This is a genomic window from Bradyrhizobium stylosanthis, from assembly GCF_001641335.1.
Classification (GTDB): Bacteria; Pseudomonadota; Alphaproteobacteria; order Rhizobiales; family Xanthobacteraceae; genus Bradyrhizobium; species Bradyrhizobium stylosanthis.
Genome location: NZ_LVEM01000002.1, coordinates 899011 through 920921 on the forward strand (window position 1 = coordinate 899011; position 21911 = coordinate 920921).

Annotated in this window: 23 protein-coding genes, 1 tRNA gene and 1 riboswitch; of the genes, 15 read left to right on the plus strand and 9 right to left on the minus strand. The window is 65.6% G+C overall.

Annotated features, from left to right (window positions below):
* Positions 1-19 precede the first annotated feature (19 nt).
* Positions 20-532: a GcrA family cell cycle regulator gene (locus A7X65_RS16150; protein ID WP_063686408.1), complete on the minus strand. Its 513-nt coding sequence runs from the start codon at positions 530-532 to the stop codon at positions 20-22.
* Between the two features lie 455 nt (positions 533-987).
* Between A7X65_RS16150 and A7X65_RS16155 the strand changes: the two genes are divergently transcribed.
* The 3 genes from A7X65_RS16155 to A7X65_RS16165 all read left to right on the plus strand — a co-directional run bounded on the left by A7X65_RS16155 (position 988) and on the right by A7X65_RS16165 (position 4402).
* Positions 988-2190 carry an aspartate aminotransferase family protein gene (locus tag A7X65_RS16155; protein WP_063687725.1) on the plus strand — a complete coding sequence of 401 codons (1203 nt, stop codon included), beginning with the start codon at positions 988-990 and terminating at the stop codon, positions 2188-2190.
* Positions 2190-3113: an ornithine carbamoyltransferase gene (gene argF / locus A7X65_RS16160; RefSeq protein WP_063686410.1), complete on the plus strand. Its 924-nt coding sequence runs from the start codon at positions 2190-2192 to the stop codon at positions 3111-3113. Before A7X65_RS16155 ends, argF begins: the two co-directional genes overlap by 1 nt.
* A 281-nt stretch (positions 3114-3394) precedes the next feature.
* Complete coding sequence (locus A7X65_RS16165) at positions 3395-4402, plus strand: Hsp33 family molecular chaperone (protein ID WP_063686413.1); 1008 nt, start codon at positions 3395-3397, stop codon at positions 4400-4402.
* Positions 4403-4545: 143 nt separating this feature from the next.
* On the opposite strand, the gene apaG is transcribed toward A7X65_RS16165, so the two are convergent.
* A complete protein-coding gene (gene apaG, locus A7X65_RS16170; protein ID WP_063687726.1) occupies positions 4546-4938 on the minus strand; it encodes a Co2+/Mg2+ efflux protein ApaG in 393 nt (130 codons plus the stop codon).
* Positions 4939-5152: 214 nt separating this feature from the next.
* Here apaG and A7X65_RS16175 point away from each other — a divergent pair, with 214 nt between their 5' ends.
* The 3 genes from A7X65_RS16175 to A7X65_RS16185 are packed head-to-tail and all read left to right on the plus strand — an operon-like array spanning position 5153 to position 8199.
* Positions 5153-6403 (plus strand): OpgC domain-containing protein, encoded by a 1251-nt coding sequence (locus tag A7X65_RS16175; RefSeq protein ID WP_063686415.1) that lies wholly within the window; start codon positions 5153-5155, stop codon positions 6401-6403.
* A complete protein-coding gene (locus A7X65_RS16180; protein WP_063686416.1) occupies positions 6403-7182 on the plus strand; it encodes an SGNH/GDSL hydrolase family protein in 780 nt (259 codons plus the stop codon). Before A7X65_RS16175 ends, A7X65_RS16180 begins: the two co-directional genes overlap by 1 nt.
* Before the next feature lie 12 nt (positions 7183-7194).
* The gene (locus A7X65_RS16185) at positions 7195-8199 is read left to right on the plus strand and encodes an SGNH/GDSL hydrolase family protein (RefSeq protein ID WP_063686419.1); all 1005 of its coding nucleotides are present in this window, start codon (positions 7195-7197) and stop codon (positions 8197-8199) included.
* Positions 8200-8322: 123 nt separating this feature from the next.
* Here the strand turns inward: A7X65_RS16185 and A7X65_RS16190 are convergent, their stop codons facing one another.
* Entirely contained in the window at positions 8323-9510 is a 1188-nt protein-coding gene (locus A7X65_RS16190) for an O-succinylhomoserine sulfhydrylase (protein WP_063687727.1), read from the minus strand.
* 74 nt (positions 9511-9584) lie between these two features.
* A riboswitch (SAM riboswitch) is annotated at positions 9585-9664 on the minus strand.
* 80 nt (positions 9665-9744) lie between these two features.
* Here A7X65_RS16190 and A7X65_RS16195 point away from each other — a divergent pair.
* The 5 genes from A7X65_RS16195 to A7X65_RS16215 all read left to right on the plus strand — a co-directional run bounded on the left by A7X65_RS16195 (position 9745) and on the right by A7X65_RS16215 (position 15119).
* Positions 9745-10881 (plus strand): 2'-deoxycytidine 5'-triphosphate deaminase, encoded by a 1137-nt coding sequence (locus A7X65_RS16195; protein ID WP_156527835.1) that lies wholly within the window; start codon positions 9745-9747, stop codon positions 10879-10881.
* Positions 10882-11049: 168 nt separating this feature from the next.
* Positions 11050-11463, plus strand: a complete 414-nt coding sequence (locus A7X65_RS16200) for a PAS domain S-box protein (protein ID WP_063686423.1) — start codon at positions 11050-11052, stop codon at positions 11461-11463.
* Between the two features lie 104 nt (positions 11464-11567).
* Positions 11568-12620, plus strand: coding sequence for a hypothetical protein (locus A7X65_RS16205; RefSeq protein ID WP_063686426.1), 1053 nt, complete (start codon positions 11568-11570; stop codon positions 12618-12620).
* Positions 12621-12846: 226 nt separating this feature from the next.
* Complete coding sequence (locus tag A7X65_RS16210) at positions 12847-14292, plus strand: MATE family efflux transporter (RefSeq protein WP_063686428.1); 1446 nt, start codon at positions 12847-12849, stop codon at positions 14290-14292.
* Between the two features lie 143 nt (positions 14293-14435).
* Positions 14436-15119: a hypothetical protein gene (locus tag A7X65_RS16215; protein WP_063686430.1), complete on the plus strand. Its 684-nt coding sequence runs from the start codon at positions 14436-14438 to the stop codon at positions 15117-15119.
* A 150-nt stretch (positions 15120-15269) separates the two neighbouring features.
* Here A7X65_RS16215 and A7X65_RS16220 read toward each other — a convergent pair whose 3' ends face one another.
* The 6 genes from A7X65_RS16220 to A7X65_RS16245 all read right to left on the minus strand — a co-directional run bounded on the left by A7X65_RS16220 (position 15270) and on the right by A7X65_RS16245 (position 18795).
* The gene (locus A7X65_RS16220) at positions 15270-15776 is read right to left on the minus strand and encodes a hypothetical protein (protein ID WP_063687728.1); all 507 of its coding nucleotides are present in this window, start codon (positions 15774-15776) and stop codon (positions 15270-15272) included.
* Positions 15777-15876: 100 nt separating this feature from the next.
* Positions 15877-16278 carry an SRPBCC family protein gene (locus A7X65_RS16225; protein WP_063686432.1) on the minus strand — a complete coding sequence of 134 codons (402 nt, stop codon included), beginning with the start codon at positions 16276-16278 and terminating at the stop codon, positions 15877-15879.
* Positions 16279-16425: 147 nt separating this feature from the next.
* Positions 16426-16785: a VOC family protein gene (locus A7X65_RS16230; RefSeq protein WP_063687729.1), complete on the minus strand. Its 360-nt coding sequence runs from the start codon at positions 16783-16785 to the stop codon at positions 16426-16428.
* Between the two features lie 126 nt (positions 16786-16911).
* Positions 16912-17190: a hypothetical protein gene (locus A7X65_RS16235; RefSeq protein ID WP_167358251.1), complete on the minus strand. Its 279-nt coding sequence runs from the start codon at positions 17188-17190 to the stop codon at positions 16912-16914.
* 93 nt (positions 17191-17283) lie between these two features.
* Positions 17284-18123, minus strand: coding sequence for a helix-turn-helix transcriptional regulator (locus A7X65_RS16240; protein WP_063686434.1), 840 nt, complete (start codon positions 18121-18123; stop codon positions 17284-17286).
* A 93-nt stretch (positions 18124-18216) separates the two neighbouring features.
* Positions 18217-18795 carry a methylated-DNA--[protein]-cysteine S-methyltransferase gene (locus tag A7X65_RS16245; protein ID WP_063686435.1) on the minus strand — a complete coding sequence of 193 codons (579 nt, stop codon included), beginning with the start codon at positions 18793-18795 and terminating at the stop codon, positions 18217-18219.
* 172 nt (positions 18796-18967) lie between these two features.
* Here A7X65_RS16245 and A7X65_RS16250 point away from each other — a divergent pair.
* The 4 genes from A7X65_RS16250 (at position 18968) to A7X65_RS16265 (ending at position 21766) form a co-directional block, all read left to right on the plus strand.
* Positions 18968-19041: transfer RNA gene (locus tag A7X65_RS16250), tRNA-Gly, on the plus strand.
* 296 nt (positions 19042-19337) lie between these two features.
* Positions 19338-19868, plus strand: coding sequence for a DsrE family protein (locus tag A7X65_RS16255; RefSeq protein ID WP_167358252.1), 531 nt, complete (start codon positions 19338-19340; stop codon positions 19866-19868).
* Between the two features lie 24 nt (positions 19869-19892).
* Entirely contained in the window at positions 19893-20957 is a 1065-nt protein-coding gene (locus A7X65_RS16260) for a TAXI family TRAP transporter solute-binding subunit (protein ID WP_082884959.1), read from the plus strand.
* Positions 20954-21766: a type VI secretion system-associated protein TagO gene (locus A7X65_RS16265; RefSeq protein WP_063686440.1), complete on the plus strand. Its 813-nt coding sequence runs from the start codon at positions 20954-20956 to the stop codon at positions 21764-21766. Before A7X65_RS16260 ends, A7X65_RS16265 begins: the two co-directional genes overlap by 4 nt.
* Positions 21767-21911: the final 145 nt, after the last annotated feature.

The following is a 21911-nucleotide window of genomic DNA, read 5'->3' on the forward strand; positions in this document are numbered from 1 at the left end:
GTGTCGCTTAAAACCGTGCTCAGCGCGTGCCGGGCTTGGCCGGCGCGCGCCGGCGATCCGCGGCGGGCTGATAGGCCACGCGCGAGTGCTGCGCGCAGTAGGGCAGGCCCGAGAGCGCCTTGCCGCCGCAGAAGAAGAAATCCGGGCTCGAGGGATCGCCGATCGGCCAGTGGCAGGTCGCCTCGTTCAGCTCCAGCAGCGACAGCCGCTGGCTCATCGGCACCACGTTGTCGTAGGTCACGGGCTCCGCCTCGACCTCGACCTCGAAGGCTTGCGCCAGCGCGGTGTTGCCGCGGGCGATGGGGCGGCTGACCCGCATCATGTGCTGCGCGGGACGCGCCTTGCGCGGCCGCGGAGCTGCCGAGGAGGGGCTCTTGGCGCGGCCGGACAGGCCGAGCCTGTGCACTTTGCCGATCACGGCATTACGGGTCACGTTGCCGAGCTCGGCTGCGATCTGGCTGGCCGACAAGCCGGCCTCCCAGAGCTTTTTCAACTGCTCGACGCGATCGTCGGACCAGGTCAAAACCGTCATTGCACCCTTTCCCTCGCCGCGCGGCTGCCGTCCTGGCGCCCTGCGGCGAATGCCTAAGCCTCGAAAAACCCGTGCCGCCAGAATCCCTTAAGGCTCGCCGGGCGTAACCAGAACGCCCGAACGTCTACGCCGGTACATGAGGACTTAGAGGATCAGAACTGCTGCACGAGATGTCGTATCTGACAAGCCAAACGCTACAATATGGCGTGACTCACGCGCAAGAGTCCGCCGACTCGCTTCCACATGTTCCGTGGCTAAAACCGCGCTAATTCGGCACCGCAAGACTACGGATTCAGCGTTTCGCGAGGCTTTCGGGCGGCATTGACACCCGTTCTACCCGGCATAAGATAGTGTCACGTGCCGCCCTTAAAAGGCGGCACGTTTCGTTTTCCGGGCTGGTCAATGGTGCGCTGCGTGAGCGCGCCCGGGCCGTCCTCAACATTCAAGTGATCGTCATGACTAACAGCGCAGCGCCGCATTTGCTCCCCGTTTTCGCCAGAGCCGACCTCGGTTTCGAGCGTGGTGAAGGCTGCTGGCTGATCGCGACCAATGGCGATCGCTATCTCGATTTCACCTCCGGCGTCGCGGTGAACGCGCTCGGTCACGCCCATCCCGCGCTGGTCAAGGCGCTGCAGGAGCAGGCGACCAAGCTCTGGCACATGTCGAACCTGTTCCAGAGCCCGGACGGCGAGAAGCTTGCCGCGCGCCTGTGCAGCGAGAGCTTCGCGGACTTCGTGTTCTTCTGCAATTCCGGCGCCGAGGCGCTGGAAGGCGTGATCAAGCTGGTCCGTCATCATCACTTCTCCAAGGGCCATCCGGAGCGCTACCGCATCATCACCTTCGAAGGCGCCTTCCACGGCCGCACGCTGGCAACGCTGGCCGCGACGGGATCGCCGAAATATCTCGAAGGTTTCGGTCCGCCGATGGACGGTTTCGACCAGCTCCCGCATGGCGACATCGAGGCCGTGAAGAAGGCGATCGGCCCGCAGACCGCCGGCATCCTGATCGAGCCGATCCAGGGCGAGGGCGGCGTGCGCTCGGCGACGCCGGCGTTCCTCAAGGCACTGCGTCAGCTCTGCGACGAGAAGGGCCTGCTGCTCGCCTTCGACGAGGTGCAGACCGGCATGGGCCGCACCGGCGATCTGTTCGCGCATCGCCGCTACGGCGTCACGCCTGACGTGATGTCGCTGGCCAAGGCGCTCGGCGGCGGCTTCCCGATCGGCGCGGTGCTGGCCACAGCAGAAGCGGCCTCCGGCATGGGCCCCGGCTCGCACGGCTCGACCTTCGGCGGCAATCCGCTGGCGATCTCGGCTGCGAACGCCGTGCTCGATGTCATGCTCAAGCCCGGCTTCTTCGACCACGTGCAGAAGATGTCGCTGCTGCTCAAGCAGAAGCTCGCCTCTGTGATCGACCGTCACCCTGACGTCGTCAGCGAGGTGCGCGGCGAGGGCCTCCTGATCGGCATCAAGGCTGTCGTGCCCTCCGGCGATCTCGTCGCCGCGCTGCGCAACGAAAAGCTGCTCACGGTCGGTGCCGGCGACAATGTCGTGCGCTTCCTGCCGCCTCTGATCGTCACCGAAGCCGAGATCGAGGACAGCGTCGGACGGCTGGAGCGCGCCTGCACTGCGCTCACGGGCAACAAGCGGGCGGCAAGCTGATGAGCAAGTCCCCGAAGCACTTTCTCGATATCAACGAGCTCCCGTTGTCGGAGCTCAAGAGCATGCTCGACGCCTCCTCGGCCATGAAGGCGAAGCAGAAGGCGCATCAGCCGGTCAGGCCGCTCGAAGGCAAGACGCTGGCGATGATCTTCGAGCGTCCCTCGACGCGCACCCGCGTCTCGTTCGACGTCGCCATGCGCCAGCTCGGCGGCGAGCCCATCATGCTCACGGGCGCCGAGATGCAGCTCGGCCGCGGCGAGACCATCGCCGACACCGCGCGCGTGCTGTCGCGCTATGTCGACGCCATCATGATCCGCATCCTCAACCACGATGCGCTGCTGGAGCTTGCGGCGAATGCGACCGTGCCGGTCATCAACGGCCTGACGCGGCGCTCGCATCCCTGCCAGGTGATGGCGGACCTGCTGACCTATCAGGAGCATCGCGGCCCGATCGAGGGCAAGACGGTGGCCTGGACTGGCGACGACAACAACGTGCTGGCGTCCTGGGCGCATGCGGCCGAGCGCTTCAAATTCCAGCTCAACGTCGCAACGCCGCCGGAACTCGCGCCGAAGAAGGCGATGCGCGACTGGATCAAGGCGACCGGCGCGCCGATCGTGCTCGGCAGCGATCCCGAGGCCGCCGTGAAGGGCGCCGACTGCGTCGTCACCGACACCTGGGTGTCGATGGGCGACAAGGAGGGCGAGCACCGCCACAACGTGCTCAAGCCCTACCAGGTCAATTCGAAGCTGATGTCGCTGGCAAAACCCGACGCGCTGTTCATGCACTGCCTGCCCGCACATCGCGGCGAGGAGGTCACGGACGAGGTGATCGACGGCCCGCAATCGGTCGTGTTCGACGAGGCCGAAAACCGCCTGCACGCGCAGAAGGGCATTCTGGCCTGGTGCTTCGACGCGGTGAAGTAGCGGCGCGTGCGGTGGGGTGGCTGTCGCCGCACACGCTGCCGTCGTCCCGGACAAGCGAAGCGCAGATTCGGGACCCATAACCACAGGACTGAGTTTGGCGAGGACTCGGAGTTGTCATCGCCGCTTACAACGGAATCCTGTGGTTATGGGTCCCGGGCTCGCGCTCCGCGCGCCCCGGGACGACACTGAGTTTGTCGTGCTTTGTGCGATCCATTCTGCACCCGGAACACACACCACCCGCACCCCTTCCATTTCCGCCCTCCGACCCCAGATAAAGCGCCATGGTTTCCCAATCCCCTGACATGAAAACCGGGCCTGAAGGCCCGGTTCGCGCTCCATCCGCGGTTCCGATCGATGACGCCGTGCTGCCCTACGAGGTCGACGCGCTCGACGTGCGCGGGCGGCTGGTCCGGCTCGGTCCGGCGCTCGACGAGATCCTGACCAAGCACGATTATCCCGCGCCGGTCGGCAAGCTGCTCGGCGAGGCTATCGTGCTGGCGACCTTGCTCGGCTCCGCGCTGAAATTCGAGGGCCGCTTCATCCTGCAGGCCCAGACCGACGGTCCGGTGTCGTTCCTGGTCGTCGATTACAAGGCGCCGGATCATCTGCGCGCCTATGCGCGCTACGATGCCTCGCGCCTCGGCACGACCAAGGATTCCGGAACGCTGCTTGGCCGCGGTCATCTCGCCATGACCATCGACCAGGGCCCCGACATGAGCCGCTATCAGGGCCTGGTCGCGCTCGACGGTGGCGGCCTGGAAGACGCCGCCCACGAATATTTCCTGCGCTCCGAGCAGATCCCGACCAAGGTGCGCCTTGCCGTCGGCGAAGAGTGGCGATCGAGCGACGGCGGCAAGCATCGCTGGCGCGCCGGCGGCATGCTGATGCAATTCCTGCCGAAGGCGCCCGAGCGCGCGCGGCAGGCGGACCTGCATCCCGGCGACGCGCCCGAAGGCGCCGAGGTGCACAGCGTCGCGGAAGACGACGCCTGGGTCGAGGCGCGCTCGCTGATCGACACCGTCGAGGACGTCGAGCTGATCGATCCGGAGCTCTCCGGCGAGCGGCTGCTCTACCGCCTCTTCCACGAGCGCGGCGTGCGCGTGTTCAATCCGCTGTCGCTGAAAGCGCAATGCTCCTGCTCGCGCGACGCGGTCGCCTCGATGCTGAAGAGCTTCTCGTCCGACGACCGCGCCGCCATGGTCAAGGACGACAAGGTGGTCGTGACCTGCGAGTTCTGCTCATCGGTGTACCAGTTCACGCCGGATGAGGCGGGCGTCGAGGACGCGTAATCGGCGTCGTAGCTCGTCACAAGCCCGGACATCGTAGGGTGGGCAAAGCGTAAGCGTGCCCACCACCTCGTGCCGCAATCGAGAATGGTGGGCACGGCGCGTTGCGCCTTTGCCCACCCTACGGCACCTGTGCTTGGGCGCCCCTAGTTCAACACCCGCTTGTTGTCCGGGCTGTCCAGCGAGAACGTAGGCACGTCGATCTCGAAGCGTTCGCCGGTTTCGCTGACCATCTGGTAGCGGCCGGTCATGAAGCCGGAGGCGGTCGTCAGCGGCACGCCGGAGGTGTATTCGAACCGTTCGCCGGGGGCCAGGGTCGGCTGCTCGCCGACCACGCCCTCGCCCTTCACCTCCTGCTGCCGGCCGGTGGCGTCGGTGATGATCCAGTGCCGCGTCTTGAGCTGCACGGTCTCCTCGCCGGAATTGGTGATGACGATGGTGTAGGACCAGAAATAGCGGGAGCGGTCGGCCGACGACTGCTCCGGAACAAAGTTCGGCTCGACGGTTACTTCGATCTGGCGGGTCACGGCGCGATACATGGCCGACATCATACCGAAATCCGGTCCGGAACCAAACGCCGGAGCCGGTCTTGGCGACATCGTCCCGCCAGAATTGGCGAGGAAGTACACCCCAAGGGAAGGGCGTCCCCAAAGGGAAAAGCACCCCGATGTGATCCGGCCGCTTTGCGAGACGACGGCCGGACCGGTACACTCCATGTAACGTCGCGATTTGGGTGAGGGTTTTTAGGCCCCGATGACCATTGCCGACCAAGTGACGGGATCGACCATCGCGGGAACCGCCAATCCCGCGGAGACCAAGCCGCGTGCGGCCGCGCCGGCCATCTCGCTGCCCGCCATCGGCGAGCGCGAGCTCCGCCTCGACCTGTTCCGTGGGCTGGCGCTGTGGCTGATCTTCATCGACCATCTGCCGCCGAGCCTTTTGACCTGGTTCACGATCCGCAATTACGGCTTCAGCGACGCCACCGAGATCTTCATCTTCATCTCCGGCTACACCGCCGCCTTCGTCTACGGCCGTGCCATGCTGGAGAGCGGCTTCGTCATCGCCACCGCGCGCATCCTGCGGCGGGTCTGGCAGATCTATGTCGCGCACGTCTTCCTGTTCACGATCTTCCTCGCCGAGATCTCCTACGTGGCGACCAGTTTCGAGAACCCGCTCTACACCGAAGAGATGGGGATCATGGACTTCCTCAAGCAGCCCGACGTCACCATCGTGCAGGCGCTGCTGCTGCGCTTCCGTCCCGTCAACATGGACGTGCTGCCGCTCTACATCGTCCTGATGCTCGCGCTGCCCCTGATCCTGTGGTCGATGAAGTGGAAGCCCGACGTCACGCTGGCGCTCTCGACCGTGCTCTATGCGGTGACCTGGGAGTGGGACCTCTATTTGTCGGCCTATCCGAACGGGTTCTGGGCGTTCAATCCCTTTGCCTGGCAATTGCTGTTTGTGTTCGGCGCATGGTGTGCGCTCGGCGGTGCGCGGCGCATGTCGCGTATTTTAGCGTCGCCGGTAACGATGTGGATCGCGATCGCCTATATCGTGGCGGCGTTCTACGTGACGTTGACCTGGTATGCGCCGCGGGTGCCCCACCTGATGCCGAAGTTGCTCGAACAGTGGATGTATCCGATCGACAAGACCAACCTCGACGTTCTGCGCTTCACGCATTTCCTGGCGCTGGCTGCGCTTACCGTGCGCTTCCTGCCGCGCGACTGGCCGGGCCTGAAGTCGCCGTGGCTGCGGCCGCTGATCCTGTGCGGCTCCCATTCCCTGGAGATCTTCTGCCTCGGCGTCTTCCTCGCCTTCGCCGGCCACTTCATCCTGGCCGAAGTCTCAGGCGGCGCAGCCATGCATGCGCTGATTAGTCTCTCCGGAATCCTGATCATGTGGGGCGTGGCCTGGGTGATTTCGTGGTACAAGCGCGTGGCTGACAAGAGCGGTGCAAAAACGAAAAACGCCGTCGGCAACGCCGATCTGGCGGGAGGGGGCTGATGAAGGCGAAGGTTCTCCTGAGCCTTGTCCTGCTATGCGGTGTCCTCGCCGCGCCCCAGGCGCGCGCGGGCGATGCTGCGCCTGCTGCTCCGGCCGTGCCTCCCGCGTGCGAACTGCCGTCCTATCTGCTCACCAGCGAAAGCCAGCTTCCCAGGGTCGCCGAGGCCGTCAGGTCAGGCAAGCCACTCGAGGTTCTGGTCATCGGCAGCGGTTCGACGAGGATTCCGGCCTCCGAGGACGCTTCCTATCCGGCGCGCATGCAGGCCATCCTGAAGGACAAGCTGCCGCCGTCGGAGGCCTTGCACGTCTCCGTAGAAATACAGAGCAAGAAGACGGCAGAGGAGGCCGCCGCTACCTTCGTTAAGCTGGTGGAAGCAAAAAGGCCTACTTTGGTCATCTGGCAGACCGGGACCGTGGATGCTATCCGAGCCATCGATCCCGATGATTTTCGCGGCGCTGTGACCGAAGGGGTTACTGCGCTGCAAAAGGCAGGGGCTGACGTCGTGTTGATGAACTTGCAGTACAGCCCGCGTACGGAGACCATGATCGCGGTGCCGCCTTACCTCGACAATATGCGTGTGGTGGCGCAGGAGCACGACATCCCGCTGTTCGACCGTTTCGCGATCATGCGGCAGTGGAATGATCAGGGTCAGTTCGACCTGTTCAGCCCGTCCCGCGGGCCAGAGCTGGCGAAACAGGTCCATGATTGCCTTGGCCGGGCGTTGGCGCAGTTCGTGTTCGACGCAGCCCATCTGGGGCCGGCCCAGCAGCAAAATTGAGGTCTAGCGTTAATGAGTTCTCTCCGCCCTTTTGGCTTGACGGCATGGCTGACTGTATCGGCAGCAGCCGCGCTGCTGTTGCTGACGCCGGCCTCGCTGTCGCGCGCGCAGGCGCAGGCCGCGCAGGCGACGCCCTCACCGGCGCAAGCCGCTAATCCCGCGCCCGCACCGTCCTCTCAGACCACGGTCGCGGCGACGTCGCCCGAGCAGCGTGGCATCACCTCGCGCGCCATCGACAAGGTGAAGCAGGTCGCGAAATCCGCCGGCGACATCTTCAGCCGCGTGCCCTGCCTGCCGCCCAAGGACGCGAACAAGGGCAGTGCGAAGGCGATGGGCTCGCTGCCGCATGTCGCCGCCAAGCTCGTTGCCGGTAAGCCCGTCGTGATCGTCGCGTTCGGCTCGTCGTCGACCGCCGGCTACGGCGCGAGCTCGCCTGATTTCAACTATCCGAACCGCCTCGCCGCGCAGCTGCGCCGGCACTATCCGACCGCCGACATCACCGTCATCAATGCCGGCGTCGGCGGCGAGGACGCGCCCGAGATGATGAAGCGCCTGCAGACGCAGGTGATCGACGTGCATCCGGACATGGTGATCTGGCAGGTCGGCACCAACGCCGTGCTGCGCAATCTCGATCCCGGCGACACCGCCAAGCTCGTCGAGGACGGCATCGCCCGCATCCAGGCCGCAGGCGGCGCCGACATCGTGCTGGTCGATCCGCAATATTCGCCGGCCGTCAATCAGCGCGCGGAGAGCGCCGGCAAGATGATCAAGCTGCTCGGCAAGGTCGCCGAGCTGCGCAAGGTCGGCATCTTCCCGCGCTTCGAGGTGATGCGCGACTGGCACGAGAACCAGTCGATCCCGGTCGAGAGCTTCGTGATCGCCGACGGCCTGCACATGAACGATTGGGGCTACGCCTGCTTCGCCCAGTTGCTCGGCGACGACATCATCCGCTCCGTCGGCCAGATCAAGCTCGGGGTGAACGTGCCCGCGGATGTGCGGACGTACCGGCCGATGTGATGGGTCGTCCCGGCGAAGTGCCGTAGGGTGGGTTAGGCGAAGCCGTAACCCACCACTGTCTGTTTCCGCAGATGCAGAAGAGGTGGATTGCGCCTTCGGCTAATCCACCCTACGAAGCGCACCTCACGCCTTCTCCAGCGCCGCCGTCAGATCCTCGATCAGATCGTCGGCATGCTCCAGCCCCGCGGAGAAGCGGATGAAACCTTCGCTGATGCCGAGCGCGGCACGGTCTTCCGGCTTCAGGCGCTGATGCGTCGTGGTGGCCGGATGCGTCACGAGGCTCTTGGCGTCGCCGAGATTGTTGGAGATCTTCGCAAGCTTGAGCTCGTTGAGCACGCGGAACGCCGCGGCCTTGCCGCCCTTGACCTCGAAGCCGACCAGCGTCGAGCCGCCGCGCATCTGCTTCTTCACGAGTGCGGCATGAGGATGATCGGCGCGGCCGGGATAGATCAGCCGCGAGATCTTCGGGTGGCTCGCCAGCACCTCGGCGACCCGCGCCGCCGTGTCGGTCTGCGCGCGCACGCGCACGCCCAGCGTTTCCAGGCCCTTGAGCAGGACCCAGGCGTTGAACGGCGAGATCGACGGGCCGGTCTGGCGCATGAAATTGTGGATGTGCTCGGCGATGAAGGCTTCCGACGACAGGATGATGCCGCCCAGACAGCGGCCCTGGCCGTCGATGTGCTTGGTCGCGGAGTAGACGACGACGTCGGCCCCGAGCGCGAGCGGGCTTTGCCAGATCGGGGTCGCGAACACGTTGTCGACGACGAGCCGAGCGCCGCCCTTGTGCGCGATCTCGGCGATGCCGGGGATGTCGAGCACGTCGAGCGTCGGGTTGGTCGGGCTCTCCAGGAAGAACGTCTTGGTGTTGGGCTTCACCGCGCGCTGCCATTCATCGAGATTGGCACCGTCCACCAGCGTGGTCTCGATGCCGTAGCGCGGCAGCAGGTCCTGGATCACATAGAGGCACGAGCCGAACAGTGCGCGCGAGGCGACCACGTGATCGCCGGCCTTCAGCGGCGCCAGGATCGCGGTCGTCACCGCCGCCATGCCGGTTGCCGCCGAGCGGGCGGCTTCGGCGCCTTCGAGCTCGATCATCCGGCGCTCGAACATCGCAATCGTCGGGTTCGAGTAGCGCGAATAGATGAAGCCGGGGTCCTCGCCCTTGAACCGCGCCTCGCACTCCTCGGCGCTGTTGTAGACATACCCTTGCGTCAAAAACAGCGCCTCGGACGTCTCGCCATATTGCGAGCGCAGGGTGCCGGAATGGACCAGGCGGGTTTCGGGGCGGTAGGCAGCAGGCGACTTCGACATAGGACCCTCCGATATGACCGTCTCGTCGAAAACGGCCACAAAAAAACCGGCCTGGATAAAACCACGGGCCGGGATCACAGAGGTCCCCGGCCTGTTTAGCGACTTATTTAACGTGGCTGCAAGCCGGCCGGCTCAAATCACCACGGGATAAGTGATGCTCATATTCCGCATTGCCCTTTTCGTCAAGGCGTCCATCGGATAGCCGTAAAAGGCTAGTATTTCCCGCATGTCCGGATGTACTTGACCCCTGATGAGGACCCTCGGTTGACGTTCACGGTCGCGCCCGACGCCAATGGTATCCTGCCCGACCGCATGATCGCGGCGATGGCGGAGGCGGGCCTCATCCTGCCCGCCTACGACTTCGTCGAAAGCCAGATCCAGCCGGCGAGCCTCGATCTGCGTCTCGGCGACATCGCCTATCGCGTCCGCGCCAGCTTCCTGCCCGGTCCCGGTGCCACCGTCGCCGAGCGCATCGACGAGTTGAAGCTGCACGAGTTCAGCCTTGCCGACGGCGCGGTGCTGGAGACCAACTGCGTCTACATCGTGCCGCTGCTGGAAAGCCTGGCGCTGCCGCCGGAGATCGTCGCGGCCGCCAATCCTAAAAGCTCGACCGGCCGCCTCGACGTCTTCACCCGCGTCATCGCAGACGGCACCCGCCGCTTCGACATGATTGGTGCCGGCTATCACGGCCCGCTCTATGCCGAGATCAGCCCGAAGACGTTCCCGGTTCTGGTGCGCGAGGGCTCGCGCCTGTCGCAGGTGCGCTTCCGCACCGGCGATGCCATCCTCAACGCCGACGAGCTCGATGCGCTGCATGCCGCCGAGCGTCTCGTCGATATCGACGATGCCGATCTCGCGGGCGGCGTTGCCGTCTCGGTCGATCTCTCCGGCGAGAAGGCGAACGGCTTCGTCGGCTATCGTGCCAAGCGCCATACCGGCGTCGTCGATGTCGATCGGCGCGCCGGCTATTCCGTCGAGGATTTCTGGGAGCCGATCTCGGCGCGTCCCGACGGCAGCCTGATCCTCGATCCCGGCGAGTTCTACATTCTCGCCTCCAAGGAAGCGGTGCAGGTGCCGCCGGATTACGCCGCGGAGATGGTGCCTTTCGATCCGCTGGTCGGTGAATTCCGCGTGCACTATGCCGGCTTCTTCGATCCCGGTTTCGGCTATGCCGGTGCGGGCGGGCTTGGATCGCGGGCGGTGCTCGAAGTGCGCTCGCGCGAGGTGCCGTTCATCCTCGAGCACGGCCAGATCGTCGGCCGCCTCGTCTACGAGAAGATGCTGGCGCGCCCCGATGCGATGTACGGCCAGCGCATCGGTTCCAATTACCAGGCCCAGGGCCTCAAACTATCGAAGCATTTCCGGGTGTAGTCCTACACCCTACTGTCATGCCCCGGCTCGACCGGGCATCCAGTACGCCGCGACCTCGCGTTCGATCACTGCTGCCTCGGACTACTGGATCGCCCGATCAAGTCGGGCGATGACACCGAATGTGTGGCAGGATGCCTAACCAAATCCGGCATCATGTGGGGTGATGAGATGGTGGACCAATCCCAGCTCGACGCATACATCCTCGACGATGTCGCGGACGCGCTGATCTATTCGGATCGCGCTGGCACGATCACGCGCTGGAATCGCGCATCGGCGGCACTGTTCGGCTTCGCTGCCGACGAAGCGCTCGGCCAGAATCTCGACCTCATCATTCCCGAGCATCTGCGCGCCGCGCACTGGAAAGGTTTTGAGGCTGCGCTCGCGAGCGGCACGATGAAGCTTGCGGGCAAGCCGACGCTGACCCGCGCGCTGCACAAGAGCGGCCGCAAGCTCTACATCGAGATGACCTTCGCGCTGGTGCGCGACGCCGGCGGCGCGGTGCAGGGATCGGTCGCGATGGCGCGCGACGTCACCGAACGCGTCGAGCGCGATCGCGCTGCGAAGGCTGCACAAAATTCGTGATGCGGAATTGACGGGCCGCCGCGCAGAGAGCCTTGCGCGCGCGTCATGTTGCCTGTCGGCGGAGGCGGTGACACACTCGATTGCAACAACGATCGGGAGCGAACATGACCACGCCAGGCGACACCGCGCAGGAAGCCCAATGGAAGCGCTGGCGCGCGGTTGCCGACCTCTACCACGCTTTTTTCACCGGCCTCATCCTCACCGTCGTCACGCGCCGCGGCACGGCGGATGCCGCCGAATTCGTCTTCCGCGTGTTCCGCCGCCAGCAGCAGGAGCGCTTCCTGCCGGGGCTCAAGAAGCTCGGGATCGATCATCTGCCGCCGGCGGTGGCCGCCGCGCAATATCACTATCTCTCCAACTGGATCGGCGGCGTCCACGTCGAATACATGTACGAGAGCGACACCAAGGCCTGGATCCGCTATCCGCCGCCGCGCTGGATCTGGAAGGGCACCGCGATCTGCGGCGTGCCGGGCGAAGTCTCGCGCGCGATGCTGCGCGGTTGGCACGCCAACAACGGCGTCGCGCTCGGCGATACCAGGCTCGGCTTCGTCTGCACCAAGCAGAGCGTCGACGGCCAGGACGGGCTCGAAGGCTACTATCACCAGTACGACCATCCACTCGAACCGGACCAGCGCCTCGTGTTCGCACGCCATCTGGAGGCGCCGCTGTTCGATGCCAGGACTGCGCCGGCATTGCCGGTCGCGAGCTGGCCGAAGCCTCGGCTGGAAAAGGCGTATCGCAACTACGCGATGGAATATGTCCGCACCGCCGCGCCTGTGATGGTGCAGCTGTTCGGTCCGGAGGATGCCGGCTATTTGCTGCACCTCACCGGCAAGCTGATCGGGATGCAATATTTCGACGAGGTTGCCGCGGCGCTGTCGATGAGCCGCGGTGGCGCGAGCGAGTTCGCAGCGTTCCTGGACGCCCTGTTCGCCGCGCAGGATGACGCCGCCGAGACGATACAGTCCGAAGGCGCGTTCGAAATCCGCCAGCAGAGCTGGAAGCTGATGGACGACGTCGCCGACTATCACCGCGCCTGCGCCAAGGTGCTGGAGGGTTTGTTCGAAGGACTGGCTGCGGGATGCGGCCGGCATATCGGCGTGCAGATGCGCACCGCTGCGGGCGGCCGTCCGCCGCTGGTCTGGACGATCGGGTGATGCGGATGCGGCCGAAGCTTTGCCTCTCCCCGCAAGCGGGGAGAGGGAGAAGAGCCGCAATTCCACGGGCTGAAATGCGCTGCCGCAGGGCACGCCTGCATCCGGCGCAGGAGGAATCGGCAATCGCCGTGCTAACAAGCCCGCACCGCGCCCTGCGCGCGAACGGATTTATTGGCACACCAAGTGATTGCCGCGCCGCGAATGGCGTCCCTGCCCGGGAGAGGACATGTCCGACATCGCCGAGATCCCGGTCGATGAGCAAGAGCGCCCGCTGCCGCCGCCGCCGCGTCCCATCAGGAGCGCGCTGACCGACGGGCCGATCCTGCGCACGCTGCTCTCGCTGGCCTGGCCGAACGTGATCGCGCTGTCGGCCGGCACCTGCACGGTGATCGCGGAGACCTCCTATATCGGCCGGCTCGGCGTCGAGGCGCTGGCCGCGATGGCGCTGGTGTTTCCGACAGTGATCCTGACCATGACCATGTCCGGCGGTGCCATGGGCGGCGCGGTCGCGTCGTCCATCGCGCGTGCGCTCGGCGCCGGCGACCGCAAGCGGGCCGGCACGCTCGCCATGCACGCCATGCTGATCGGCATCAGCTTCGGCCTCGTCTTCATGCTGGGCATGCTGATCTTCGGCCCCACGGTGCTCGAAATGCTCGGCGGCCGCGGTGATGTGCTGACGCATGCGATCGCCTACACGCAGGTGTTCTTCGGCGGCGCCGTGCTGCCCTGGCTGCTCAACACCATGGCCGGCATCCTGCGCGGCACCGGCAACATGAAGCTGCCGTCGTTCCTCATCCTCAACTCCGCGGCCTGGCAGATCGTGCTCGGCGGCACGCTCGGCCTCGGGCTCGGCCCGGTGCCGCAATTCGGCATGCGCGGCGTCGCGGCCGGCGCGCTGATCGCCTATTGCATGAACATCACGATCATGGGCTGGTACCTGTTCTCCGGCCGGGCGCGGATCGCACTGAAGCTGCGCGGCCTGCGCATCCAGTGGGCGATGTTCTTCGACATCCTGAAGGTCGGCGCCATCGCCTGCTTCTCCCCGCTGCAATCGGTGCTGACGATCTCGATCTTCACCCACATGCTGGCGAAGTTCGGCACGGCGATCCTCGCCGGCTACGGCGTCGGCGCCCGGCTGGAATTTTTGCTGACCTCGATCGCGTTCTCGTTCGGCATTGCCTGCGTGCCGATGGTCGGGATGGCGATCGGCGCCGGCCGCATCGCGCGGGCCCGGCGCATCGCCTGGACCGCAAGCGTTGCCGCCTTCGTCGCCGTCGGCGCGCCCGCGTCCCTCGTTGCGATCTACCCCGATCTCTGGGTCAACATCTTCACCGACAGCGCGGCCGTGCGCGCGGCGAGCCATCAATATCTCTCGACGGTCGGGCCGTTCTACGCGTTCTTCGGCCTTGCGACGGTGATGTATTTCTCCTCGCAGGGCGCGGCGAAGGTGATCGGCCCGGTGCTGGCGCAGACCGCGCGGCTGATCTACATCTCTGCGGTCGGCTGGTGGCTGTCGACGCATGACGCCACCGCGCAGAGCTTTTTCTGGCTGGCCGCAAGCTCGATGGTCGTGCTCGGCTTGCTGTCGTGCTCCAGCGTCCTGCTGACGCGCTGGGGCCCGCGCGTGAGCAAGCCCGCGATCAGGCCGGCCCTATCCAGCGCGGCGGATTAGGACGCGCTCGCCGGATTTTTGTTTCCAAATGTTTCTGCTTGCTGCCTGGCAATGCCGGGTAACCGAAGCCGTGCCTTGCCGAAGGCTCCGCGCCAGCTCCTGGCGACAATTTCGCCGCGAGTTCATCAGCACGGAAAGCCACCATGACCTCGATTTCGGCGCTCTCCTCTCATCACCACGCGTCACCATTGCAAAGATTGCAGGACGAACTGCAGGCGGAAGTCGATTCCGGCGCGATCAGCTCGACCGATCAGTCGGCGTTGTCGTCTGCGCTCGGGGACATCGACTCCGCCCTGCAATCGAGCAGGACGAGCGATCAGTCGAGCGGCACCCGGCTGTCGCCGGACGAGTTCGCCTCCAGGATCGACGATCTCATCCAGCAGGAAGTGTCGAGCGGCAAGCTGACCGACCAGCAGGCCACCGAGCTGCAGGGTGTGTTCAAGGCGGCGTTCTCCCATGGTCCGGGTGGACCCGGCGGAGCCGGTGGCCCGCCGCCCGGACCGCCGCCGTCTGGCGGATCTTCGGCCGGCGGCACGGACAGCTCGTCGAGCGGCAATCCGCTGGTGGATCTGCTGCAGCAATTCCTTCAGTCGCTGACGAGCTCGTCCACCGATTCGACCTCGTCCAGCACGACCGGATCGAGCGACACGACGACCGGGAGCAACACGAAGGGTTCGTCCAGCACCACGTCGGCGACGGAGCTGCTGCAGCAATTTCTCCAATCGCTGCAGGACTCGTTCGCCGACCACACTTACGACGCAGGATCGACCGATGCGGCGACTGCAAACGCGTCGGTGTCCGGCGTCCTTCTCAACGATCGGATCTGATACCGGCGACGCCCCCACTCGCCGGCCAGGTGCAGCCATCCTTCGTGCCCCGCGAAGGGTGGTTGCCTCGTTGTCTGCACGGCAGGTCTCGTAGCCCGGATGGCGCGCAGCGCGATCCGGGGATCCATCCTTGCGGCGATATGCTTCGTTCTAGCGATGCTTGTGACGGCGATGGCCGCCGCCGCCGACATTGGCGAGCCGCATCAATTGCGGGATCATCGCCATCATGTCGCCGCCACCGGCGCCGCCGAGCATGCCCATGATATCGCCGCCGCCCATGCCGCCGAAACCGGTCGGCATCGTGCCGCCGCCCATCGGCGCGTAGCCGCCGTAATTGGGCGCGCCGAAGCCGCCGCCGAGATTGCCGCCGCCGAGGCCGCCAAGACCTCCGCCGCCGCCCATCATGCCACTGAGCCCGCCGCCACCGTTCTCCATCATGCGGCTCATCATCGGGCCCATGGTCTGCATCAGCATGGCGAAGCGGCGCTTGCCCATCTTCGCCTTCATCATCTCCAGCATCGGCGCCATCTGGGTCATCATGTCCTCGCCGCCGGCACCTCCGCCGCCGAGGAACTGCGCCTTTGCCGGCACGCTCGAAATCGAAAACAGCAGCAGCACGGCGGCTGCCTGGCAGATCACCTTGTCCGCACCTCTCATCGCATGCTCCTCGCGTGCGTGGCGCTGCCGGGAGAGCAGAGCCAACCGGACGCACGCGGGCATGGTTACGGCCGGGAAGGGTGCGGCTCTGTGAGAAATATCACGCAGCCGCCGCCGGGAACGCGCGGTGGATGGCGGCGACGGCGTCCTTCGTCTGGCCCTGGACGTAAGGGGCGAGCTCGTTCGGCAGCATGTCGATGATCCAGACCAGCCGGCACCGCGCCTCGCCTTCGGCGATCACCTGCACCGACGCGCTGTAGTGCTTCAGCCGCTCGTTGCTGATGGCATAGACGAGGCGCTGCCGCGCGTCGTCGCAATCGACCAGCACCTCGCGCGCCACCGAACCGTTGGCGAAGGTGACGATACGTTCATCGCCATCGAGCGTGCAGGCGGTGACGAAGCCCGGCGCAAGCCGCTCGGGCAGCGCGCCGAAATCGCGCACCGCATCCCAGACGTCGCGGGCTGGGGTATTGAGAAGAATGTCGTTGTGGATGGAAGCCATGGAGATGTCCTTTGATCTGATCAGGTGGTCGCAATAAACACCGTCATTGCGAGCGCAGCGAAGCAATCCAGAAATCTTTCCGCACAGGCAGTCTGGATTGCTTCGTCGCAAGAGCTCCTCGCAATGACGGCGGCCGGCCGTTGCGGCTCACACGCAAACTGCCTCCACATTGTTCCCATCCGGATCGATCAGGAACGCCGCGTAGTAAGTCGGGCTGTAATCCCTACGCGGCCCGGCGCCGCCATTGTCGCGGCCGCCGCTCTTGAGGCCCTCGTTGTGAAACGCCTTGACCGCGTCATGGTCCTTGGCGCGAAAGGCGATATGCGCGCCGTCGGCCTTGCGTCCCTTGTTCAGATGCAGCCACAGCGCCGGCTCGCCCTTCGGCCCGAAGCCGGCATAGCCGTCGCCGCTGGAGCACAGGACATAACCGAGCGGCGCCAGCACCGCGGTGTAGAAGCGCGTGGCGGCGTCGAGGTCGGCAACGCGCAGTCCGATGTGGTCATACATGATCGTCTCCATTGCAAAGCGCGCCGAACGTGGCGCGCGCCGGAGACGACCCTAGTCAGTAGAGGGCAAGCCGCTCTTGGAGAATCTTGCGCATCCTCGCCGGTGAACACCAGCCCGTGGGTCGGGCTAGATCGGATAGCGCCATTTCAAGGCACGGCGCAGCAGCAAGATCACGATGAACAGGACAACCACGATCGGCCAATAGGGCCATGGGATCGGCCCTTCGTGCCCAAGGTGAGCCATGTACAGGGAGAGGCCGAGCAGGGTCATGGTGAGCGCCGCGGTCGACCAGTACAGCGGTGATCGCGCCATACCGGTTGCAGCATATTCGTCCGCCTTTTCATGCGCGCGCCTCATGCGATAGCAGGCGAAGGCACCGAAACCGATGATGAGGATCCATTCCACGCTGCGTCTCGTCGTGCACTCCGGCCGAACGCTAACGCCATGTGCCGCAAGCGGCGATCTATTCCTTCGCGTCTGGTCAACGAAGGCTTAGCGTCAGTTCACAGCCAACCGCTCTTGGAGAATCTTGCGCTCGCCCTTTGAGGCCTGCCGGAACTTCGTCGGCGACACTCCGGCGGCGCGATGAAAAGTGCGGACGAAGTTGGAGAGGTCGCCGAAACCGACGTCATAGGCGATGTCGGTGACGGCGATGTCGTCCTCGGTGAGCCTGCGCGCGGCGTGGCGCAGCCGCGATCGCACCAGATATTGATGCGGGGTGACGCCGAGCACGGCCGAGAACAGCCGCAGGAAATGGAACGGGCTAAGGCCGGCCTGCTTTGCGGCCTGTTCGAGGTCGACCTCGGCATGCGAATTGTCGTCGATCCACAGCGCGGCCTCCACAGCGCGGCGGCGGTCGCGCGCGGTCGGTGTCGCGGGCTTGCGCGTCTTGCCGGAGACGATTTCGACGAAGCGGCCGGCCAGGATCTGTCCGACCTCGTCGAGGCCGAGGTCGCTGTTGCCATCTGCTGCCGTCTGGGCGAGCTCGCCCAGCACCATCAGCTCGGGCAGCGGCGGCGTCGCGCCGACCTGCCAGACGTCGCGCCGCCCACCGAGCGCGTCGACCATGTCCTCGCTGAGGAAGAACGACAGGCAGACATCGCCCGAGACGTGCTCGTGCGTGCAGGTGTATTCCTCGCCGGGTGCGCCGACCAGCATCGAGCCCGCCACCAGCTCGAAGAAGCCGGCGCGGCAATGGCAGCCGAAACTGCCGGAGCGGACATAGGCGATGGAATGGCCGGTGCGGCATTCCGCAAACGGCGTGTCGTCCGGTCCCGCATCGCAGCGAAACTCGGAGACGGTCATCGATCGTGTCGTCAGCAGCGTGGTGGCATCCATGCCGCGTTATCTAGGGATGATCCGGGCAAGTGTGTAGCGGTTGTCCGGCAAGATCATGCCCAAAAAATCAAAGCCAGCGATCAGGATCGCGCCTCAGCTGGGCGCGCGTGGCGGGGCAACGGGCAGCAGCACGTCGAACAGCGTCTTGCTGGCGATCGGATGGGCACCCTCGAGCGACAACAGCCGCCGCTTGGAGATCACCCCGCCATAGGGCGAGAGCCGGTCGGTGTAATTGCCGGCCTCCAGCACGCGGTGGCAGGGCACGATCAGCATGTAGGGATTCTTGGCGATGGCCTGCGCCACCGAATGCGCGGCGCCGGAGGCGCCCAGCGCCCTGGCGATCTCGTGATAGGTGCGCGTCTCCCCGCGCGGGATCGTGCAGGCGTATTCATAGACCCGCCGGTTGAAGCCCGGCACGCCGCCGGCATCGAGGCTGACCTCGGAGAAATCGGGATCGCTGCCTTGCAGCAAGGCCACGATGCCCTCGATCGCAAGCTCGGTATTGAGCGGCGGCTGCTGCTCGCGCGCCTCGGGATGGACCTGGAAAATCCGGCGGCGGGTATCGATCTCCCGCGCCTCCGGCAACTGCACGGCCACGACGCCGGTGCCGCTCCAGATGATGCCGCAGCGCCCTATCGCCGTGTTGAATATCGTATAGCCGCGCCCCACCATGCACACGCCCCACTCAGTGCACGTTTTTCCCCCGACGGCTGGATCATAACACTGCCACAATCCGGCGCACCCAAAATCTTGCCAAAACCTTAAGAAGCATCCGGCTGCCCGCGCCAAACCGCTTGGCGAGGCGCGCCGTCTCGGCTAATCAGGACAGGCGCGAAGCGCATCTGCGGGCGTAGTTCAATGGTAGAACGGCAGCTTCCCAAGCTGCATACGAGGGTTCGATTCCCTTCGCCCGCTCCAAGCCGTTTACTCCGGCGCAATCGCCAGATCGGCCCTTGGGTCTTGTGACCTGAAATCTCCTCGCGGCTTTGAACCCGAGCGCAACGGCACGTCGCGCTGATGTCCCCCGCGCTTAATCCATTGCGCTTAGCACGAACTGCAGTCTGTCGGCGGCCCACCGCGGAGTTCATGGTCCGTGGTCGGGCGTCGCCCACGCAAATCCACGCGCAGCATCAACAGGCCGGCACAACAGCCGCATCGAGATCGAACGAGTTGCACCGCATGTAAAGCGCAAAAGCCAGGACGGGAGATGGTCCATGCCTGATGTACGAATTCCTATCGTCACAGCCATGATTGCCACATTCGCGATCAGCCCGGCGTATCCGATGACCCCGACGCAACAGCAGCAGGGTTCGGCGATCTCGGCGCGGGCCATGGTCCCGAAGAAGCAAGCCGTCCGCCCGGCCAGGCCGGCGCCGCACCGGCTTGTGATCCAGGTCAACCAGAACGATCCCGCCGTGATGAATCTGGCGCTCAACAACGCGACCAACGTGCTCGACTACTACCGCAAGAAGGGCGAGGACGCCGATGTCGAGATCGTGGCGTTCGGCCCCGGGCTGCACATGCTGCGCAAGGACACGACGCCGGTCGCCGACCGCATTCACGCCATGAACGAGCTCGCCTTCCCCAGCAAGATCCGCTTCGCCGCATGCGGCGTCACCAGGGAAGGGATGGAAAAGAAGGAAGGCAAGCCGCTGGAGCTGCTGCCGGAGGCCTCCATGGTGCCCTCCGGCGTCGTCCACATGATGGAGTTGCAGGAGAAGGGCTGGAGCTACGTCCGGCCGTAGACAGGCGAAGCATGGGAGGCCGCGATGATGCGCAAGCTTCTGTTCATACTGGCCTTGTCGTTGCTCGCGCTGCCCGCTTCCGCGCAAAATGCCAACAGGGCCGGCGGTGAAAGACGCTCCGTCGAGCGCGCTGCACCTGCGCCGGCGCGCGTCAGGCGCGCGGCGCAACCCGTTCAACCGCGCAGCGCGGAAGCCGAGGTGAGGGACCGCGTCAATGCCGGCTCGGTCGGCCTTGCCGCCGGGTTGCTGGAAGGCGCGCCGCTCCGTTTCGCCACCGAGATCTCGCGCGTCGTCAACGAAGGCGGCAAGGTGAAGGTGCTTCCGATCGTGACGCGCGGGCCGACCGAGAACGTCAACGATCTGCTCTATCTCAAGGGGATCGACGTCGCGATCATCAACAGCGATTCGCTCGATGAGTACCGCGCCCAGGTGCCGGAAATCGGAACCCGTATCGTCCATGTGATGAACCTGTTTCCGTCGGAGCTGCACGTCTTCGCGCGCCCGGAAATCAAGTCGCTCGCCGACCTCGCCGGCAAGAAGGTTAACTTCAACACGCAGGGCACCGCCGCCGCCTATTCGGGTCCGCTCATTTTCAGCCGCCTCGGTATCGCCGTCGAGAAGACCTTCGTGCCGCACCCGGTTGCACTCGAGCAGATGCGCAAGGGTGAGATGGCGGCCGTGGTCTTCGTCACCTCCAAGCCGGTGGACGCGTTCGTGAAGCGCAAATGGGACGAGGGCTTCAAGTTCCTGCCGGTACCCTTTGGCCCTGGACTGATCGATTATTACGTGCCCGCTGCGCTGACGTCGGCCGACTATCCGGCACTGGTGCCGGCGGGGGAAACGATCGAGACGATCGCGGTGCCGACCGTTCTGGTCGCCTATAACTGGACCCCGGGCTCGCCGCGCCATGATCGTGTGACCGCCTTCGTGAACGAGCTGTTCGGCAGGCTCGACGAGTTGCGCGTGTCCGGCTTCGATCCGAAATGGAAGGATGCCGATCCCCAGGCCAGTGTTCCCGGACTGCAGCGCCTGAAGGCGGCCGAGAGCTGGCGGGATCCGCAGATGGCCAATCGGACGGCGCGTCCATGAAGCGGCTCGCCGCTCTCCTGTTCGCCATGATCGAGATCGCGGAAGCCCACGGTCAATCCGCGTCCAGCACCCTGAAGGGCCTCGACGAGTGCTTCGCGCAGACGCGCAACGCCGAGGCTGCCTGCGATCAGGCCGGCAGCGACAACGCGGCGCGTCTTGCCTGCAGGTTGAAGGCGCACAGCGCGGAGAAGCAATGCCTCGATCGTCTGTTTGCCGGCAAGGACGAGGCCGCGCCGACTGGCGAAGTGCCTGCGAAGCCGCGCGTCCGTGCGCCGCCCGGGCCGGCCGCATCCGAGCCGCCGGCGGCGGCGGCGCGTCCCAATCAGGATGATCAGACCGCAGCATTGCCGGCCGCACGGGGATGGCTGATCAGCGAGACCACGTCGCCGCGGGACTTCTCGCCGCTGTTCGTGGCGAAGCTGTACGCGCTTCTTCCTGTTCCCGCCGACGCGCCCCAGACCCTGGTCCTGCGATGCCGGAACCAGCGGACCGAGATGTCGCTCGGCGCCAACGGCGTCTGGCGCGCCGCGCGCGGCGGTGACGTCGAGGTCGTGATGTCCTCCGATCAGGCGGCGGCAAGAGCGCTGCGCTGGCGATTGGCGGTCGATGGCCGCACCGCCTTCATGACCGACGATCCGGTCGATCTGATCCGCGCGCTCGACGGCGGGCGGATGTCGGTTGCCGTGACCGACGGCACGGGGCGCACCATCAGCGCGACCTTCGACCTCGCCGGTCTCGACAGTGTCCGCGCCAGGCTTGCGAATGCCTGCCGCTGGCCGAATGCGACGCTGGAATCGCGCGGGCGGTGACGGCATCCGGCTTGCGGCCGTCCCGCGTCGCGCTAAGATTCCAATATATTAGCTTCTTGCGCCCGGCACGTGCGCCTCGCCCGGCCTAAGCTGCCCTCGCCCTGACGGGTGCGGTCCTCGTGTCGGGCAATGTTCGGATGACAAT

What these genes read in the sequence shown, in the direction of transcription:
- A7X65_RS16150 (WP_063686408.1), bottom strand. Translation starts at nt 532, where the DNA reads ATGACGGTTTTGACCTGGTCCGACGATCGCGTCGAGCAGTTGAAAAAG.
- A7X65_RS16155 (WP_063687725.1), top strand. Translation starts at nt 988, where the DNA reads ATGACTAACAGCGCAGCGCCGCATTTGCTCCCCGTTTTCGCCAGAGCC.
- argF (WP_063686410.1), top strand. Translation starts at nt 2,190, where the DNA reads ATGAGCAAGTCCCCGAAGCACTTTCTCGATATCAACGAGCTCCCGTTG.
- A7X65_RS16165 (WP_063686413.1), top strand. Translation starts at nt 3,395, where the DNA reads ATGGTTTCCCAATCCCCTGACATGAAAACCGGGCCTGAAGGCCCGGTT.
- apaG (WP_063687726.1), bottom strand. Translation starts at nt 4,938, where the DNA reads ATGTATCGCGCCGTGACCCGCCAGATCGAAGTAACCGTCGAGCCGAAC.
- A7X65_RS16175 (WP_063686415.1), top strand. Translation starts at nt 5,153, where the DNA reads ATGACCATTGCCGACCAAGTGACGGGATCGACCATCGCGGGAACCGCC.
- A7X65_RS16180 (WP_063686416.1), top strand. Translation starts at nt 6,403, where the DNA reads ATGAAGGCGAAGGTTCTCCTGAGCCTTGTCCTGCTATGCGGTGTCCTC.
- A7X65_RS16185 (WP_063686419.1), top strand. Translation starts at nt 7,195, where the DNA reads ATGAGTTCTCTCCGCCCTTTTGGCTTGACGGCATGGCTGACTGTATCG.
- A7X65_RS16190 (WP_063687727.1), bottom strand. Translation starts at nt 9,510, where the DNA reads ATGTCGAAGTCGCCTGCTGCCTACCGCCCCGAAACCCGCCTGGTCCAT.
- A7X65_RS16195 (WP_156527835.1), top strand. Translation starts at nt 9,745, where the DNA reads ATGTACTTGACCCCTGATGAGGACCCTCGGTTGACGTTCACGGTCGCG.
- A7X65_RS16200 (WP_063686423.1), top strand. Translation starts at nt 11,050, where the DNA reads ATGGTGGACCAATCCCAGCTCGACGCATACATCCTCGACGATGTCGCG.
- A7X65_RS16205 (WP_063686426.1), top strand. Translation starts at nt 11,568, where the DNA reads ATGACCACGCCAGGCGACACCGCGCAGGAAGCCCAATGGAAGCGCTGG.
- A7X65_RS16210 (WP_063686428.1), top strand. Translation starts at nt 12,847, where the DNA reads ATGTCCGACATCGCCGAGATCCCGGTCGATGAGCAAGAGCGCCCGCTG.
- A7X65_RS16215 (WP_063686430.1), top strand. Translation starts at nt 14,436, where the DNA reads ATGACCTCGATTTCGGCGCTCTCCTCTCATCACCACGCGTCACCATTG.
- A7X65_RS16220 (WP_063687728.1), bottom strand. Translation starts at nt 15,776, where the DNA reads ATGAGAGGTGCGGACAAGGTGATCTGCCAGGCAGCCGCCGTGCTGCTG.
- A7X65_RS16225 (WP_063686432.1), bottom strand. Translation starts at nt 16,278, where the DNA reads ATGGCTTCCATCCACAACGACATTCTTCTCAATACCCCAGCCCGCGAC.
- A7X65_RS16230 (WP_063687729.1), bottom strand. Translation starts at nt 16,785, where the DNA reads ATGTATGACCACATCGGACTGCGCGTTGCCGACCTCGACGCCGCCACG.
- A7X65_RS16240 (WP_063686434.1), bottom strand. Translation starts at nt 18,123, where the DNA reads ATGGATGCCACCACGCTGCTGACGACACGATCGATGACCGTCTCCGAG.
- A7X65_RS16245 (WP_063686435.1), bottom strand. Translation starts at nt 18,795, where the DNA reads ATGGTGGGGCGCGGCTATACGATATTCAACACGGCGATAGGGCGCTGC.
- A7X65_RS16255 (WP_167358252.1), top strand. Translation starts at nt 19,338, where the DNA reads ATGCCTGATGTACGAATTCCTATCGTCACAGCCATGATTGCCACATTC.
- A7X65_RS16260 (WP_082884959.1), top strand. Translation starts at nt 19,893, where the DNA reads ATGATGCGCAAGCTTCTGTTCATACTGGCCTTGTCGTTGCTCGCGCTG.
- A7X65_RS16265 (WP_063686440.1), top strand. Translation starts at nt 20,954, where the DNA reads ATGAAGCGGCTCGCCGCTCTCCTGTTCGCCATGATCGAGATCGCGGAA.